Raw genomic sequence first — 16,475 nt, 5'->3', positions numbered from 1 at the left:
GCCCGGAGGTGTCTATGTCCGTTTCTGTGTACGAAGTGTTCGCCATCCGTGTCGGCGCAAACGCCCAGCGCACCGCCCGGGAGAACTTTCTCTACGACGCCTGCTGCGGTGATCCGAATGCGCCGATGCCACTGGATTACTACTTCTGGGTTATCCGCAACGAGCAACAGGTGATCGTGGTCGACACCTGTTTCCAACCGGCCACGGCGGACCGTCGCAATCGTCAGATGTACCGCCTGCCGGAGGAATCCCTGCGGCAACTGGACATCGATCCGGCGCAGGTTGAACACCTGATCCTGACCCATTTGCACTGGGATCATGCCGGCAACCTCGGGCTGTTCCCGAAGGCGACCGTGCATTTGCAGGAAGCGGAACTGCGTTTTTGCACCGGGCCGAAAATGGTCCATCGCACGGTGAACAAAACCTATGAAGTCGAGGACGTGATGTCGGCGCTGCCGCCCTTGTTCGAAGGGCGGATGCGCTTGCACACGGGCGTCGTCGAGGTGGTTCCCGGCGTGACCCTGCACCCGGTGGGCGGGCATACGCCCGGCAGTCAGGTGGTGCGGGTGGCGACCGGGCGCGGCTGGATTGTACTGGCCTCGGATGCCGCGCACCTGTGGGTCAACATTCGTGAGCGCAGTCCGTTTCCGATCCTTGATGACCTGGCGCAAACCCTCGAAGCCTTCACCGAGATCGACCGCCTGGCCGATGGCGAAGACCACGTCATCCCCGGCCACGACCCGCTGATCGCCGAGCGTTTCCCGCACTGGAATGACGACCCGCATATCGTTTGCCTGCATCAACCCCCGAACTGACCACAACCCCCTGTGGGAGCGAGCCTGCTCGCGAAGACGGCGGCACATCCAACATTGATGTGACAGACACACCGCCATCGTCGGATCGCCGCCCGGAGCAAGCTCGCTCCCACAGGCTCGCGGTCAACCCTGATGTTGGAGCAGGCGCCCCAACGTCTGCAGTGCCTCATCAATCCGCGGCGAATACGGTGCGCCGCAGCCAATGCGCACAAAGTGATCGAAACGCTCGGTGTTGGAAAAGATATCCCCAGGGGAAATCTGGATGCCGATCTTCAGCGCTTCGTGAAAAAACGCCATGGATGAATGCCGGCGGGGCAACTCCACCCATAACAGCGTGCCGCCTTGCGGATGGGTCACACTGGTGCCGATGGGGAAATAACGGGTGATCGCCGCGCTCATCTGCGCGCGTTGTACGGTCAGGGTTTTGCGCAAACGCCGCAGGTAACGTTCGTAGGACGGTGTGCGCATGAATTCGCTGACCGCCAATTGCGATAACGCTTCGCAACCCCGGGACTGCGTATGCTTGAGCATCTCCACGCGGTCGTGCCATTTGCCGGCGCTGATCCAGCCCAGGCGCATGCCCGGTGCCAGGGTTTTGTTCAGCGAGGCGCAATAGATCACGTTGTCGGTGCGGTCCCAGTGTTTGAGCGTGGACAGCGGCTGCTCGGTGTCCACCAGGTCGCCGTAGGTGTCGTCCTCGATCAGCACGGTGTTGTGCTCGGCGCACAGTTTCACCAGCCTTGCCTTGTTGGCGTCGGGCATGATGCTGCCCAGCGGGTTTTGCAGGTTGGGGATGACGATCAATGCCTTGACCCGTTCCGGGCCATGCAGCAGCAGTTCCAGGGCCGCCAGATTGAGCCCGGTGTGGGCCGAGGCCGGGACTTCCAGCACCCGCAGGCTCAGGCTTTCGAGAATTTGCAGCAGACCGTAGAACGTCGGCGACTCCACGGCCACGGTGTCGCCGGGACGGGTGACCGCACGCAAGGCCAGATTGATCGCTTCGGTGGCGCCGTTGGTGATCACAATCCGTTCGGGGGCCAGGTGGGTCTTGCTGGCCAGTGCCCGCCGGGCCAGGATGTTGCGCAATGCGCTGTTGCCGCTGGTCGAGCCCGCGGTGCCGAGCAGGCGGGCGTCGTAGCGTAGGGATTTGATCATGTTGTCCTGCAAGGTCTTCAGCGGATAAAGCTCCGGCGCGCAGTAGGCGCTGGCGAAGTTGACCTTGATCGTCGCCCGCTGACTGGCCTTGAGCACCGTTGAGACCTGTTCATGAATGCCGACATAGGCACTGGTATCCAGCGCTGGCACCGAGGCAGCCGGGGCGGGCTTGGGCAGGGTGTCGGGCTGGCGAATGTAGTTGCCGGAGCGTGGCCGGGCCTCCAGCACGCCATAGTCTTCCAGCTCCCGGCACACCTGCACGGCGGTTGACAGGCTGACGGCGTGTTTTTCCATCATCAAGCGGATCGAGGGCAAGCGTTCACCGGTTTTCAAGGTGCCGCTGCGGATAGCGTCCAGGTAGTGGTTGGCCAGTTGGCGATACAAAGGGGTCGTGTTCATGATGACCTCGGCAGCTGCACCACCGAGGTCTGGGCTGGAAAGTGAGTTGACGCTCCCCGCAGGCGGACCCGTGGTGCTCATGGGTGAAGGGAAGTGGTGTTCTGCGTCGATACTGGAAGAGTAATCGCGGTTTTGCCCGAATCACGGGCAATAAAAAGCCCCGCTCTGATGGCGGGGCTCTTGAGTCAGTCGCTGAGGACCTTGTGGCGAGGGGCGCCTTACTGTGCGGCGATGCTGTAGCCGTCGAACGCCGTCTGCTGTTGCAGGGCGGTGATGATGTTCTTGCGGTTGACCGCTTGCTCGGCACCGCTGTTGTCCAGGAACGTCTCGCTTTCCAGTTCCGCCTCTTCGCCTTCGCCAATGAAGGTGAAGCCGAGGAACTCCAGGGCTTCACGGTCGACGTTCAGGCGCGAGCGCGGCGTGCGCAGCGGCAGGGTGACGCTGATGCCGTCCTTGCTGATGGTGAACACTTCGATTTCTTTCTTGGCCTTGGCGGCCTTGCTCTTGCCGCCGCTTGGGTTGCTGATGGCCTGGTGCGTCTGGTTCAGCACCTTCAGAGCCAGGCCGTAGACGATTTCCTGGAACGCCGGGTCGTCCTTGAAGCTGGAGAGGATGCGGCTGATCGGGAACTTGCTGCTCAGGTCTTCCAGCGCGGCGATGTCCGCCGCTTCGGCGTCCTTGAGCTGCTTGAGCTGACCCATCAGCTCGTAGGCCTTGTCGTCATCGAAGCTGTCGTGGGCCTGGCGGATCGCGGCGCGCAGTTCGCGGATCTGGTCGCTTTCGCGGGTGGACTGGAAAGCGTCCAGGACCATCTCGCTGATGGTTTTCGCCTGGGGCATGTGTTGTGAAAGATTGATGGAGTTTTCGTATTCCGCTTTGGACGACAAGATGACTACGGATTCAGCGGTATTGGAATCGGACATTGAAATTTCACTACTTCTTTGAACTTGAATAGGGGCGAGAAAGCCCGGGGGCTTTTTCAGGCCGACTAATCTATTGGACCGGGGCGGTGTTGTCACGGATCAACAGGCGGCTGGTCATGTTTTTCGCCCCCCTCCCTTGTAGGAGCGAGCTTGCTCGCGATTGACGTTAACGATGACGCGTTCATTCTGGGTGAACGCGGTGCCCTTGAGACCATCGCGAGCAAGCTCGCTCCCACAAAAAGCCCCGCGACCATGACGAAGCGGGGCTTTCTGATTACCGAGAGAAATGACGCGATTATGGGTGCAATAGCTTGCGCGCTCGTTTATCCGCCAGATGCTGAACCACCAACCGGCCGATCAGTACCAGCAAGGTCAGGCTGATCAGCAACACCGAAATCGCCGCGACGCTCGGGTCGACGTTATCGCGCAAGCCGCTCCAGATGCGCTTGGGCAGGGTGTCGACGTTGACGCTGGTGATGAACAGCGTGACCGCCACTTCTTCCCAGGACAGGGCGAAACCCAACAGCGCGGTGGAGGCCAGACCCAGTTTCAGGTTCGGCAGGATCACCATGAACGTGGTCTGCATCAGGCTGGCGCCAAGGTTGCGCGAGGCCAGTTCGATACGCCGGTCGATCTGGCTGAGGGCCACCAGCATGGTCACCACGCCGTACGGCACCACCATGATCACGTGGGCAATCACCACGCCGGTCAGGGTGTCGTAGCCCATGCCCGGCGCGAAGCGACCGAGCCTGGTTTCCATGAAGTACAGCACCAGCGCGGAAATCACCGGCGGGATCGCCATCGGCAACAGCACCAGGCCGATCAGGGCCGTGGCCCATTTGGAGCGCATGTACCAGATACCGAGGCTGAAACTCGCGGCCAGCAAGGTGGCGATGACGCTGGTGGCGAAGGCGATGGTCAGGCTCTGGCTGATGGCGTGGAACCAGTCCGGGTTGCTCACCAGCGCTTCGTAGTGGCGCAGCGACCAGTTGCCTTCGGGCATCGACAGGAAGCGTTTGCTGGTGAACGACACCGGAATGACCGTCAGCAGCGGGAACAGCATGAAGGCCATGGCGACCACGGCCAGCAACCGGGTACTCAGGCTTGTGCGATGGGTATTCATAATGATCTCAGCCTACCAGTCGGTTCACGCGGGTCATTTTCAACAGCACCCAGATCAGCGCGCTGACCAGGGCCAGCAACACCACGCTCAGTGCCGCCCCCAGGCCCCAGTTGCTGGTCTGGAACATTTGCAGGAACACGTACTCGGCGATCATCACCGTTTGCCCGCCACCCAACAGCACCGGGGTGATGAAGAAGCCCAGGCAGAACACGAAGACCATGATGAACGCGCCCAGAATGCCCGGCAGGGTCTGCGGCAGCAGCACTTGCCAGAAGGTGCGCAAGGCACCGGCACCCAGGCCGCGCGAGGCCATGAGCACACGTTGGTCGAGTTGACGCATAGTCGACAGCAGCGGGAACACCGCGTACGGGATCATCACGTGGAGCATGCCGATGACCACGCCGATTTCATTGCGGCTCAGTTGCAGCGGCTGATCGATCAGGCCCATGTCCATCAAACCGTTATTGAGCACACCGTTGCTGCGCAGGGCGATCAACCAGCCAAAGGCCCGTACCAGCACCGAAATCCAGAACGGGATGAAGATGCAGATCTCCACCACCCGCTGCCAGAACGGCGGGCTGAACACCCAGCAGTACGCCAGCAGATAACCGATCACCAAGGCCAGGCCACTGACGGTCAGGCACAGGCGCAACGTGCGCCAGAGCATTTCGTGGATCGCAGGGTCCGTGGCGATGCGCTGGTACTGCTCGATGCCCGGAGTGGGCAGCGAGAAGCTCCAGCCGACCACACCGAGAAACGGCAGCACGTAGAAGACCAGCAGCAACACCGGCAGCGGAAACAACAGCAAGCTGCGTTCCAGCCCCGGCGAACTGAAGCGGGGCTTGGGGGTGGTCAGGGTTGAGGTCAGAGTGGTAGTCATGGTCAATGGCTCACTTGGACAACCGCGTCAGATACTCTTCCAGGGCTTTGGAGTAGTTGTCGGCGTACCACTGGGCATTGAGAGCGATCTGTTTTTTCAGGTTGTCTTCGGACGCGCAGTTGCCTTCCCGTTGCTTGGCCGACATCAGTTTTTCCGTGGCGCTGTTCGACGGGCCGTTGCCCAGCAATTCAAACAGCTTGAGCTGGCCTTCAGGCTGCAAGGCTTGCTGGATGAACTGCATGGTCGGTGGAGTGCCGCCCGGGTTGCCGTTCAGTACGGCCCAGCTGCTGGAATTGATAAAGCCGTTGTCGAAGCTCCAGCGCACGCGGTTGTCGGTGTCTTCGCTGAGCAGCTTGGCGCGGGTGTGCCAGATCGCGCCCACCGACACTTCACCGTCGACCATCAATTGCTGACTCTCGGCACCCGAGCTCCAGAACGACAGGACGTGAGGCTTGATCTCGTCGATCTTCTTCATCGCCCTCGGCACGTCCAGCGGGTACAGCTGATCGGCCGGAACTCCGTCGGCCAGGAGCGCCGCTTCGAGCATGCCGTTCATCCATTTGTACAGCGTGCGCTTGCCGGGGAATTTCTTTACGTCCCAGAAATCGGCCCAGGTCTTCGGCCCGTTGTCGCCGAATTTTGCGCTGTCCCAGGCCATCACGTAGCTGAACTGGTAGCTGGCGATGCCGAAATCGGAGGAGAGCGCCGGGGCCACTTGATCGCGCTTGATCACGTTGTAGTCCAGCGGCTGCAGGATCTTTTCCCGGCCCAGCACGATGGCGCTGTAGCTCTCGACGTCGACCACGTCCCAGCTTGGTTGACCGCTGGCCAGTTGCGAGCGGATTGCGCCTTCGGTCGGGCCGGCGCCGTCGATGCGCACCTGGATGCCGGTGTTCCTGGTGAAGGTGTCGGTCCACGCCGAACGGAACGCGTTGAGAGCATCGCCACCCCAGTTGACCACCACCAGCGGCTTGTCCGCCGACCAGCTGATGCCGCTGCGCAGCGCCAATGGCACCGCGGCCAGCAGGCCCATGGCCTGGATGAAGGTGCGACGGTTGATCTGACCGTCGCGGGCCTTTTCGATAAGCACTTCGATGCAGTCTTGTTGGTGATCCTGGCGCATGGGCAAGTCCTCAGTTGGCGGGTGTCTGCGTGGACACCGACCTTTTTGTTGTCATTGGAAGAGAGCTTTGTGACGCAGTTTTTTGGGGGTTCAGGCCTGTAGCAGAAAGCTTTGCTGCACTGGCCAGCTCAGCCACACCGGCGCACCGCTGGCCATCGACGTGCCCGGGTGATTGCCGGGGACGGACAGGTTGATCGGCAACGTATCGCCGCCGACCTTGAGTGCCAGATGGGTACTGGAGCCTTGATAGACCTTGTCGGTGAGTTGTGCGGGCATCACGTTGTAGCCGTCCCGGGTCGGGCACTCGCTGTGCAGTTCCATGTGCTCGGGGCGCACGGCCAGCACGATCGGCGCCTGGCGCAGTGCGCTCGGGGCCTGGGCGTGCAATACGCTGGTGCCGCAGCGGCCGCTGGCGGTCTGGCCGCTGCGGGTCAGGTTGTCCAGCGGGAACAGGTTCATCTTGCCCAGGAACTCGGCGACGAAACGACTCTCGGGGCGGTTGTAGATGTTTTCCGGGGTGTCGACCTGGGTCAGCTTGCCGTGGTTGAAGATCGCGATACGCGAGGACAGCGCCAACGCTTCGTTCTGGTCGTGGGTGACGAACACGAAACTGGTGCCGACCTGACGGTGGATGCGTTGCAGCTCGGTTTGCAGCTGTTCGCGCAGGTTCTTGTCCAGCGCCGACAGCGGCTCGTCGAGCAACAGCAGTTCCGGCTCGAACACCAGCGCCCGGGCAATCGCCACGCGCTGCTGCTGACCACCGGACATCTCGGCGGGCTTCTTGTGCATGTGCGCACCGAGGCCGACCACTTCAAGGATGTGCTTGACCCGGCGGTTGCGTTCTTCGGCCGGGACTTTGCGGATGCGCAGCGGGTAGGCGACGTTGTCGGCCACGCTCATGTGCGGGAACAGCGCATAACCCTGGAACACCATGCCGTAGTTCCGCTTCTCGGCGGAGCGCTTGATGATGTCGACGCCTTGTTCCATCAGCTTGCCCGAGGTCGGGCTGAGGAAACCGGCCAGTATCATCAGCAAGGTGGTCTTGCCCGAGCCGGACGGACCCAGCAGGGTAAGAAATTCGCCTTGGCGAACGTCGAGATCGACGTTATCCAGCGCCGCGAAACGGCCGTAATACTGGCTGATACCTTGAGCGCTGAGCTGAATCGCTGAACGGCTGGACACTATGGAGTTCCTCTTTTTATTGCCCATAAGACGTACGAGGACGGATGCGAATCCGAAATGGGCTTTGAGGCGTATTATTGTTAAAAATATCGCTACATCAATGGAATTATTTTGCTCGTATTGGTTAGTTTTATTGAACAAATAAGCTGTGTATTTCGCCTCGGCCAGAGGCCCCGAAATAGAGCTTCTACCCTGTGGGAGCGAGCTTGCTCGCGATAGCGATTTATCAGGCGACATCAATGGTGACTGTGGTGGCCTCATCGCGAGCAAGCTCGCTCCCACAGGGGAATGTGATGTGCTTTTACAGGGTGTCCTGCCAGGTCTGGTGGGACGATTGCAGCTGGGTCTTGACCCAGTTGCTGAAGGCCTGGACCACGGCGCGGTCCGCCTTCTGCGGGTCGGCGACCAGGTAATAGCCACGGTGCAGGTCGATGCTGATGTCGAACGGACGCACCAGCAAACCCTTGGACAAGGCATCGCCGCTGATCAGGTTGTCGCCGATGGCGATGCCCTGACCGGCTATGCAGGCGGACTGTGCGCAATGCGCATCGGAAAACAGAATGCCGCTCGTCGCGTTGACCCCTGAAGCACCGGCAGCGGTCAGCCACACGCGCCAGTCCGAATAATCGGTCATGTGCAACAGCGGGTAGGCACTGAGTTCCTGCGGGTTTTTCAGCCCGCTCAATGCGTTGATCAGACGCGGGCTGCACACCGGGAAAAAGCGCAGCGCCACAATCTCTTCAACGACCATTTCCGGCCAGTCGCCGATGCCGTAGGCAATGAACAGATCGGTGTTGGGGTTGTTGGTGTCGTCCGGTGTCCGCGGCGAGATCAGCTGCAATTGCACTTGCGGGTACTGCCGCAAGAAGGCGCCGATGTGGTGGCACAGCCAATAGGTGGCGAACCCCGGCGCGCAACTGACACACAGCCGTCCGGAAATCTCCTGGTCATCGACCAACTGCCCGGCGTCCAGCAGGTTCAACAGAATCCCGTGCACCTCCCGCGCATAGCGTTCGCCCTGATACGTCAGGCCGATGCCCCGGCCAATGCGCTCGGTCAGGGCGAAACCGACACATTCCTCAAGCTTGCTGATCTGGTGGCTGATGGCGCTGCGGGTCAGGTTCAGTTCACGGGCTGCGATCGACACGCTGCCTGTGCGGGCAACCGCATCCAGCGCGCGAAGGGCTGTCATCGAAGGAAAACGCATAAATCATCCCGTTATTGTTTTGAGTGGCTCATATGGTGACGTAAATCGAACAGTCAGGCCAAAAAAAATCGATTGTTGTATCGGTTGATTCAACAATACTAGCCCCATTCGTCGTTGGGCCACCGTGGCCCTTGATCCAGGAGGTACTGCATGCCCCGTTGTGCCCAGGCGCTCGTTCAGTTACTGGAAGGCTATGGCGTTGAAACTGTCTTCGGCATTCCCGGCGTGCACACGGTCGAGTTGTATCGCGGCTTGCACGGCAGTCGCCTGAAACACGTCAGCCCGCGCCACGAGCAGGGTGCCGGGTTCATGGCCGACGGTTATGCCCGGGCCAGCGGCAAGCCCGGGGTGTGCTTCATCATCAGCGGTCCCGGCATGACCAACATCATCACCGCCATGGGCCAGGCCTATGCGGATTCGGTGCCGATGCTGGTGATCTCTACCTGCAACCGTCGCGAACACCTGCGCCTGGGGCATGGTCACCTGCATGAACTGCCGGATCAGCGCGCGCTGGTCGCCGGGGTCTGCGCTTTCAGCCATACGTTGCAGCACCCGGCGCAATTGCCGGAAGTGCTGGCGCGGGCGTTTGCCTTGTTTGGCTGTACACGGCCGCGGCCGGTGCACATCGAGATTCCGCTGGATGTGCTGGAAATGTCCGCCGAAGGTCTGGACCTGCGCCCGCGTCCGTTACCGGCAGCGCCTGCCCCGGCGCCGGAAGCCATCGATGCTGCGGTGGCCCTGATCGGCAACGCGAAGCGTCCATTGATCCTCGCGGGTGGCGGCGTGCGCCGGGCCGCTGAAGTCCTGGCCGCGCTCGCCGAACGTCTTCAGGCCCCTGTGGCGTTGACCACCAACGCCCGTGGTTTGCTGGCTCCCGAACATCCTTTGCTGCTCGACGGTGTGCAGTCGTCGGCCCATGGTCGCGAACTGTTCGCCGAGGCCGACGTGGTGTTGGCTGTCGGCACCGAACTGGGTGAAACCGACTATGACTTTTTCGGCCTCGGTCCACTGGCGTTCAAGGCGCCGCTGATTCGTCTGGACATCGACCCGATGCAAGTGCTCGGTGTGCAAACAGCTACGGTCGGATTGCATCGGTGATGCCGGACAGGGCTTGCGTTCGCTGCTGGCGCGACTGCCACAACGTCAGGCTGTTGCCGGCTGGGCGGGCGAGCGGGTGAGCCGGGTCAACGCCATCGAACGGGCTGGCTGGAACGCGAAGCAGAGCCGCATGCAGGCCTTGCTCGATACGCTCCGTGATCACTTGCCACAGCCATTGATCGTCGGCGATTCGACGCAACCGGTGTACCAGGGGGCCCTCGGCTACCGTGCGCCAACCCCCAACAGCTGGTTCAACGCCGGCAGCGGCTACGGCACCCTCGGCTACGGTTTGCCCGCCGCCATCGGTGCCAAGCTGGCCCAACCACTGCGCCCGGTGGTGGCGTTGGTCGGCGATGGCGGCTTGCAGTTTTCCAGCGCCGAACTGATCGCCGCCAAAGAGGCCGGCGCCGGCGTGATCCTGCTGCTGTGGAACAACAGCAGCTACGGCGAAATCCGCGACTACATGAATGCCAAGGCGGTGCCGTTGATGGGGGTGGACATCCTCACGCCGGACTTCGCTGCGCTGGCGCAGAGCTGTCACGTCGCCCATCACCGGGTGAGCCATCTGCACGGCTTGCGCGAGCTGCTCGGGCAACTCGGCAATCGCCATGAACCGGTGATGATCGAGGTCGACGCCACAACGTTTCTGGCTGACTAAAACAACAACAATTTTTTCAGGTCGCCGACACGCACAACGCCCGGTGGACCTTTCAATCTCCCTGAACTCAAAGGTGGCTTACATGGCTGAGTCCGATAACTTTTCCTCTACCCATTCCGTGCAGGGGACCTACGCCGACCTGATCCTCGCCAACGGGCGTATCTACACCCAGGACCCGGCCAACCCGTGGGCCGAGGCCGTGGCCATCCGCGACGGTAAGTTGATCGGTGTCGCCAGCCTCGGCCAGATCGAGATGTACAAGGGCCCGAACACTCGCGTGCATGACCTGCAAGGCGCGTTCTGCATGCCGGGCCTGCACGACATGCACACTCATCCCGACCTCGCGCTGGCGCCGCGCTACGCCGATGACCTCGACGTCGGCATCGAAGACCCGACCCCGGAACAGCTGCGCGAAAGCATCCTCGCCTACGCCGACAGCCATCCCGGCGACGGCTGGATCTACGGCCAATACTGGGTGCGCTACACCTTCCGCGAGGCGGGTTTGACGCCGGGCCGCGCCTGGCTCGACAGCGTGATGCCGGACCGTCCGGTGGCGCTGCTCGACCGCATGTGGGGCACCATGATGGTCAACTCCAAGGCCCTGGAACTGGCCGGCATCGACCGTCACACGGCCGACCCGCGCAACGGTTATTTCGAGCGTGACGAACTGACCGGCGAACCCACCGGCCTGATGATCGACGGCGCCTACGCGATGATCCACGCCGCCATGCCGCCGACACCGGTCAGCGTGCTGCGCCGCGCCTATCGCGATGGCGTGCACTTCCAGAGTTCGCGTGGCGTCACGGCGAGCAAATACGTGCACGTCTGCGAACAGCGTTTGCAGGCTCTCAAGGAACTGGACGACAGCGGCGAACTGACCGTGCGCATCGAAGCGGCGATCAGTTGGCAGGACGACATCTTCCCGGTGCGTCGCCGCTGGGAACTGCTGGCCGGCGAACGTCACTACTACCGCAGCGCGCGCCTGAGCGCCAACGCGGTGAAGTTCCATTTCGACGGCACGGTCGAGCCGAAGTCTTCGTACCTGCTGACGCCATGGCCGCAGGAGTCGAGCTGGCGCGGCAAGCTCAACCTGACCCCGGAACACATCACCGACATGGTGGTGGACATGGACCGCAAGGGCATCCGCGTGATCGCCCACTGCACCGGCGACGGCGCGTCCGACGTGTTCCTCGATGCCGTGGCCGAGGCCCGTCGTCGCAACGGTTTCAGCGGTGTGCGCCACCAGTGCGCCCACAGCACCTTGCTGCACCCCGGCAACCTGCCGCGCTTCAAGGAACTGAATGTCATCGCCGAATTTTCCCCGGCCGCCTGGTACCCGACGCCGTTCGCCAGCGGCGCGCGTTCCGGTTACGGTCAGGAGCGACTCAAGCGTATCTACGATTTCAAAGGCGTGCTCGCCGCCGGTGGCACTGCGGTGATGGGCACTGACTGGCCGGTGGCGTCCATCGACCCGTGGCTGGCGCTGGAAACCATGATCACCCGGCAGAACCCGTGGAACGACGACCCGGCCTGCTTCGGTGACCCGATCAGCCTCGAACAGGCGCTGACCGTGATCACCAGCAACGGCGCCGTGGCCATGGGTCTGGAACACAGCACCGGGAGCCTGCAAGTGGGCAAGTCGGCGGACCTGATCGTCATCGACCGCGACTTGTTCGCTGCACCGGCACGCAACTACATCCACAAGACCCAGGTGCTGCTGACCTTCGTTGAAGGACAACTGGTCTACGACCGCCACTCAACGCTGGAAACCGTCGGCCTCAAAGCCGTCTGGCAGGGCGAACCACCGGTACTGGAGGGCAAGGCAGAATGACTTCCCCACGTATCGCCGTGACCGTGGTGTCGGGGTTTCTCGGCGCCGGTAAAACCACGCTACTCAACCGCATGGTGCGCCGTGCCGAAGGCAGTCGGCTGGCGGTGATCGTCAACGATTTCGGCGAGCTGAACATCGATGCGGCCATCGTTTCCGAAGTTACCGACGCGGTGTACAGCCTGCAAAACGGCTGCATCTGCTGCACGGTGCAGGAAGACCTGCTGGCGCAGCTCGGCAGCCTGGCGCAACTTGAACCAAGGTTGGAGCGCATCGTCATCGAGTGCAGCGGTGTGTCCGACCCGCAGCGCATCGTGCAGACCCTGGCCTACCCGCAACTGCGCAGCCAGATGCAACTGGACATGGTCATCACCGTGGTCGACGCCACCCGTCATCTGCAACTTGATGGTGAGTACGCACGCCTGGCTCGGGCGCAGGTGGCGGCTGCCGACTTGTTGCTGTTGAACAAGACTGACCTGGTCGATGAATCACAGCTGCAAACGCTGCGCGATGCCTTGGGTGCCAGGACTCGCGTGCATGAAAGTGTGCAAGCCGATTTGCCCGATGCGTTGTGGCTGGATACCGATCTGGACCTTGAGCCTCGGGCACAGAAACCGCTGACCCGGGTGGCCGATGGCGACCACGGCGAGATGTTCAGCAGTTGGTTGTGGCAGAGCAACGCGGCCCTCGATGTCGAGTGCTTGCGTGGCTGGTTGAGGGCGCTGCCCGGTGATGTATTCCGGGTCAAAGGCCTGGTGCTGCTGACGCCAGGCAGCACGGCGCACTGGCTGCAACATGTCGGCACCCGCAGTCAGTTTCTGCCAGCGCTGGATGACGCTAATACCAACGCCACACGCCTGGTGTTCATCGCTCGCCGGGGTTTCGATGGCTGGGAGGCATTGGGGCAAGGGCTGGAAGATTGCACTGTTAAAGAGAGCACCGCGGTATGACATCGACAGAGCAACGTCTGCGTGAAGAGTTGGCGGCCTGCTACCGCCTGATTGCGCACTTTCGTATGACCGATTTGATCTTCACCCACATCTCGGTGCGCATCCCGGGGCCGGAGCATCACTTTCTGATCAACCCTTACGGGCTGATGTTCGACGAGATCACCGCGTCCAGTCTGGTCAAGATCGACCTCGATGGCCACGCTGTGGAGTCGTCGCCGTACCCGGTCAATCCGGCCGGTTTCGTGATCCACAGCGCCATCCACGGTGCCCGTGAGGATGCGCAATGTGTGCTGCACACCCACACCAGATCCGGGTGCGCGGTGGCGGCGCTGAAGTGCGGGTTGTTGCCGGTCAATCAGATTTCCATGGAGTTCTACGGTCGGGTCGCCTACCACGATTACGAAGGCGTAGCGCTGGACCTGAGCGAGCAACAACGGCTGGTGGCGGACCTGGGTGACAAGCCGGTGATGATGCTGCGCAATCATGGTTTGCTGACGGTGGGCGAGACGGTGGGGCAGGCGTTCATGCGCATGTACTACCTGGAGAAAGCCTGCGACATTCAATTGGCTGCGCAAGCTGCCGGTGAGCTGGTGTTGCCGTCGGCCGAGGTTTGCGCGCACACCGAGCGGCAGTTCAATGATCCGGGGCGGCCGTTGGATGAGGGGGAGTTGAATGATCCGGATGCGATGCAATTGGCTTGGGCGGCGTTGTTGAGAATGCTGGAGCGCATTGCACCGGGTTACCGCGACTGATCCGGATTCTTGGTTGTTCAGGCGGCCCTCATCGCGGGCAAGCCCGCTCCCACAGTGTTTTCAGGTGTTCACAGATTTTGCGTACACCCACTAACCCTGTGGGAGCGAGCTTGCTCGCGAAGCAGGCGCCTCGGTCTGTCAGGCCTGCCGCGGTGTATTGAGGTTCATCGACCGCACCGCCAACGCCGACGCTGTCTCTTCATCGATCGGCAACGAAAAACGAAAGGTCGCACCCCGCCCCGGCACATCGATCAACTGAATTTCGCGCCCATGCAATTGCAGGATGCGATGCACAATCCGCAGCCCCAACCCCCCATCACGCCGTGCGCCGCCGATATTGAACGGACGCTGGAACAAACCTTCGCGCAGTTCCGGGGCGATGCCGGGGCCGGTATCACTGACCGTGACTTCGATGTACGACCCTTGCGGGCGCAGGCCCAGTTCGACCTCGCCACCCGGCGGAGTATGGCGCAGGGCATTGTCGAACAGGTTGGTCAGCACCCGCTCGATCAACCCGAGATCCGCACAGGCGGCCGAGACATTCGGCGCGAACGTGGCCTTCAGTTCGACTTTGCGCGCTTCGGCGGTGAGTTCGAATTTCTGGAAGATGTCCTGGGCCAGGTCGGTCAGGGAAAAGCGTTCCAGCACCGGTTGCACGAAACCGTGCTCCAGCCGCACCAGTTCCAGCAGCGATTGCGCCAGACCGCCCACCTTGCGGCTCTGGTCCAGCGCGATGCCCAGATAGCGACGGCGGTCGGCAGGGGACAGCGTGGCGTCCTTGAGCGACAGGGTTTCCAGATAGCCGTGCAGCGAGGCCAGCGGCGTGCGCAAGTCGTGGGAGATGTTCGCCACCAGCTCGCGGCGCTCCTGATCCTGGCGGGTCAACGAACGCCATTGCTCGCCCAGGCGTGCCTGCATTTGCCGGAACGCGGCATCGAGCACGGCGATTTCATCGTGGCTGGCGGCTTTTTCCACCGCAACGGGCAGGGCTGGCATGACCGGAACGCCATCGATGTCGAACTGGCTGACGGTTTCGGTCAGGCGGCGCAACGGCCGGGTGATCAGGGCAAACGCCGTCAGACCGGCAATCAGGCACAACAGGGCTACCAGTCCGATGGACAACAGCGCTGTATTGAGCGCCGCACTGGTCGCGCCGCGTTCGGCCAGGCGGTCGTGGTCCTCGCCGAGCAATACCACGTAGAGATAACCGGCCGGCTTGCCATCGACCTTCAGCGGCGCAGCGCTGAACACCTTGCGGGCATCGATGCTGCGCGGGTCGTCGCCGAGAATCGGCAGGGCGTCGCCCCGCAGCAGGCGCTGGATCGGCGCCAGGTCGATCCGTTCGCGACGGATGCGGCCCTCGGGCGCGGCGCTGCCGACAATCTTGCCCTCGGTGTCGAGCAGATACACCTCGACGCTCGGGTTGACCTGCATCAGTTTGCTGAACAGATCGCGCACGGCATTGGGCATCAGGCCCTGGGTGTCCATCAGCACCGTGTCACGGGCGATGTGCTGCGCCAGGTCCCGGGACAAGCCTTGCACCACTTCCTGCTCATGCATCTGGTTGGAGCGTACCTGCAACCACGCCGAGGTGCCGCAGCACACCAGCAGCAGCACGGCGAACACCAGGGACAGGCGTTGCGTCAGGGTCAGCCTCATGGCTGCGGCTCCTCACCGGTGGCGAATTTGTAGCCGCGGCCCCAGACCGTGAGGATGCGCACCGGTTGCGCCGGATCGGCCTCGATCTTGGCGCGCAAGCGGTTGATGTGGGTGTTGACCGTGTGCTCGTAGCCTTCGTGACTGTAGCCCCACACGGCGTTGAGCAGGTCCATGCGCGAAAACACCTTGCCGGGCTGGCGGGCGAAGAAGTACAGCAAGTCGAACTCCCGGGGCGTGAGGTCCAGACGTCGGCCGTCGAGGGACACTTCGCGGGTAATCGGGTCGATGGCCAGGCCGTCGATGAGCAGGCTGCCGGCGTCCATCTTCAGGTTGCGCGCCATGGCATCGACCCGGCGCAGCAGCGCTTTGACCCGGGCTACCAGTTCGAGCATGGAAAAGGGTTTGGCCAGATAGTCGTCGGCACCCAGTTCGAGGCCGAGGATCCGGTGCACTTCACTGGAGCGCGCGCTGGTGATGATGATCGGCGTGTAGCGGGCCATGGCCCGGGCGCGGCGGCAAATCTCCAGGCCGTCGACACCGGGCAGCATCAGGTCGAGGACCAGTGCGTCCCAGTTGCCCTGTTGCAGCAGGCGCATGCCTTCATCGCCATCGGCGCTGTGCACCACCTCGAACTGCTCATCGCGAAGATGCAGGCAGATCAGGTCGGCGATATGCATATCGTCCTCGACCACGAGGACGCGTTTGGTCTGTTCCATCCAGCTC

The 16,475-nt window shown here is 62.3% G+C and carries 13 protein-coding genes and 1 pseudogene; 5 read left to right on the top strand and 9 right to left on the bottom strand.

What is annotated here, in order from left to right; translation table 11 throughout:
• Positions 1 to 14 precede the first annotated feature (14 nt).
• Positions 15 to 815 (top strand): N-acyl homoserine lactonase family protein, encoded by an 801-nt coding sequence (locus tag AB4Z35_RS01730; RefSeq protein WP_442095811.1) that lies wholly within the window; start codon positions 15 to 17, stop codon positions 813 to 815.
• A gap of 123 nt (positions 816 to 938) precedes the next feature.
• On the opposite strand, the gene AB4Z35_RS01725 is transcribed toward AB4Z35_RS01730, so the two are convergent.
• The 7 genes from AB4Z35_RS01725 to AB4Z35_RS01695 form a co-directional block, all read right to left on the bottom strand.
• Complete coding sequence (locus AB4Z35_RS01725) at positions 939 to 2,369, bottom strand: aminotransferase-like domain-containing protein (protein WP_442095810.1); 1,431 nt, start codon at positions 2,367 to 2,369, stop codon at positions 939 to 941.
• A 218-nt stretch (positions 2,370 to 2,587) separates the two neighbouring features.
• The gene (locus AB4Z35_RS01720; RefSeq protein ID WP_442095809.1) at positions 2,588 to 3,292 is read right to left on the bottom strand and encodes a hypothetical protein; all 705 of its coding nucleotides are present in this window, start codon (positions 3,290 to 3,292) and stop codon (positions 2,588 to 2,590) included.
• Between the two features lie 295 nt (positions 3,293 to 3,587).
• Positions 3,588 to 4,415 carry an ABC transporter permease gene (locus AB4Z35_RS01715; protein ID WP_442095808.1) on the bottom strand — a complete coding sequence of 276 codons (828 nt, stop codon included), beginning with the start codon at positions 4,413 to 4,415 and terminating at the stop codon, positions 3,588 to 3,590.
• A 7-nt stretch (positions 4,416 to 4,422) separates the two neighbouring features.
• Entirely contained in the window at positions 4,423 to 5,295 is an 873-nt protein-coding gene (locus tag AB4Z35_RS01710) for an ABC transporter permease (RefSeq protein WP_442095807.1), read from the bottom strand.
• A 10-nt stretch (positions 5,296 to 5,305) separates the two neighbouring features.
• Positions 5,306 to 6,418 (bottom strand): ABC transporter substrate-binding protein, encoded by a 1,113-nt coding sequence (locus AB4Z35_RS01705; protein WP_442095806.1) that lies wholly within the window; start codon positions 6,416 to 6,418, stop codon positions 5,306 to 5,308.
• Between the two features lie 90 nt (positions 6,419 to 6,508).
• Positions 6,509 to 7,600, bottom strand: a complete 1,092-nt coding sequence (locus AB4Z35_RS01700) for an ABC transporter ATP-binding protein (RefSeq protein WP_442095805.1) — start codon at positions 7,598 to 7,600, stop codon at positions 6,509 to 6,511.
• A gap of 301 nt (positions 7,601 to 7,901) precedes the next feature.
• Complete coding sequence (locus tag AB4Z35_RS01695) at positions 7,902 to 8,807, bottom strand: LysR substrate-binding domain-containing protein (protein WP_442095804.1); 906 nt, start codon at positions 8,805 to 8,807, stop codon at positions 7,902 to 7,904.
• Positions 8,808 to 8,957: 150 nt separating this feature from the next.
• Here AB4Z35_RS01695 and AB4Z35_RS01690 point away from each other — a divergent pair.
• The 4 genes and pseudogenes from AB4Z35_RS01690 to AB4Z35_RS01675 all read left to right on the top strand — a co-directional run bounded on the left by AB4Z35_RS01690 (position 8,958) and on the right by AB4Z35_RS01675 (position 14,093).
• Positions 8,958 to 10,563 (top strand): annotated as a pseudogene (locus tag AB4Z35_RS01690) (5-guanidino-2-oxopentanoate decarboxylase).
• A gap of 82 nt (positions 10,564 to 10,645) precedes the next feature.
• The gene (locus AB4Z35_RS01685) at positions 10,646 to 12,394 is read left to right on the top strand and encodes an amidohydrolase (protein ID WP_442095803.1); all 1,749 of its coding nucleotides are present in this window, start codon (positions 10,646 to 10,648) and stop codon (positions 12,392 to 12,394) included.
• Positions 12,391 to 13,341, top strand: a complete 951-nt coding sequence (locus AB4Z35_RS01680) for a CobW family GTP-binding protein (RefSeq protein WP_442095802.1) — start codon at positions 12,391 to 12,393, stop codon at positions 13,339 to 13,341. The genes AB4Z35_RS01685 and AB4Z35_RS01680 overlap by 4 nt, the downstream gene beginning before the upstream one ends.
• Positions 13,338 to 14,093 carry a class II aldolase/adducin family protein gene (locus AB4Z35_RS01675; protein ID WP_442095801.1) on the top strand — a complete coding sequence of 252 codons (756 nt, stop codon included), beginning with the start codon at positions 13,338 to 13,340 and terminating at the stop codon, positions 14,091 to 14,093. Before AB4Z35_RS01680 ends, AB4Z35_RS01675 begins: the two co-directional genes overlap by 4 nt.
• A 138-nt stretch (positions 14,094 to 14,231) precedes the next feature.
• Here AB4Z35_RS01675 and AB4Z35_RS01670 read toward each other — a convergent pair whose 3' ends face one another.
• Both AB4Z35_RS01670 and AB4Z35_RS01665 read right to left on the bottom strand, forming a co-directional pair.
• The gene (locus AB4Z35_RS01670; protein WP_442095800.1) at positions 14,232 to 15,752 is read right to left on the bottom strand and encodes a HAMP domain-containing sensor histidine kinase; all 1,521 of its coding nucleotides are present in this window, start codon (positions 15,750 to 15,752) and stop codon (positions 14,232 to 14,234) included.
• Positions 15,749 to 16,468 carry a response regulator transcription factor gene (locus AB4Z35_RS01665; protein WP_442095799.1) on the bottom strand — a complete coding sequence of 240 codons (720 nt, stop codon included), beginning with the start codon at positions 16,466 to 16,468 and terminating at the stop codon, positions 15,749 to 15,751. Before AB4Z35_RS01665 ends, AB4Z35_RS01670 begins: the two co-directional genes overlap by 4 nt.
• Positions 16,469 to 16,475: the final 7 nt, after the last annotated feature.

This window comes from Pseudomonas sp. KB_15 (assembly GCF_052114525.1).
Classification (GTDB): domain Bacteria; phylum Pseudomonadota; class Gammaproteobacteria; order Pseudomonadales; family Pseudomonadaceae; genus Aquipseudomonas.
This window is presented reverse-complemented; position numbering and strand designations above follow the sequence as displayed.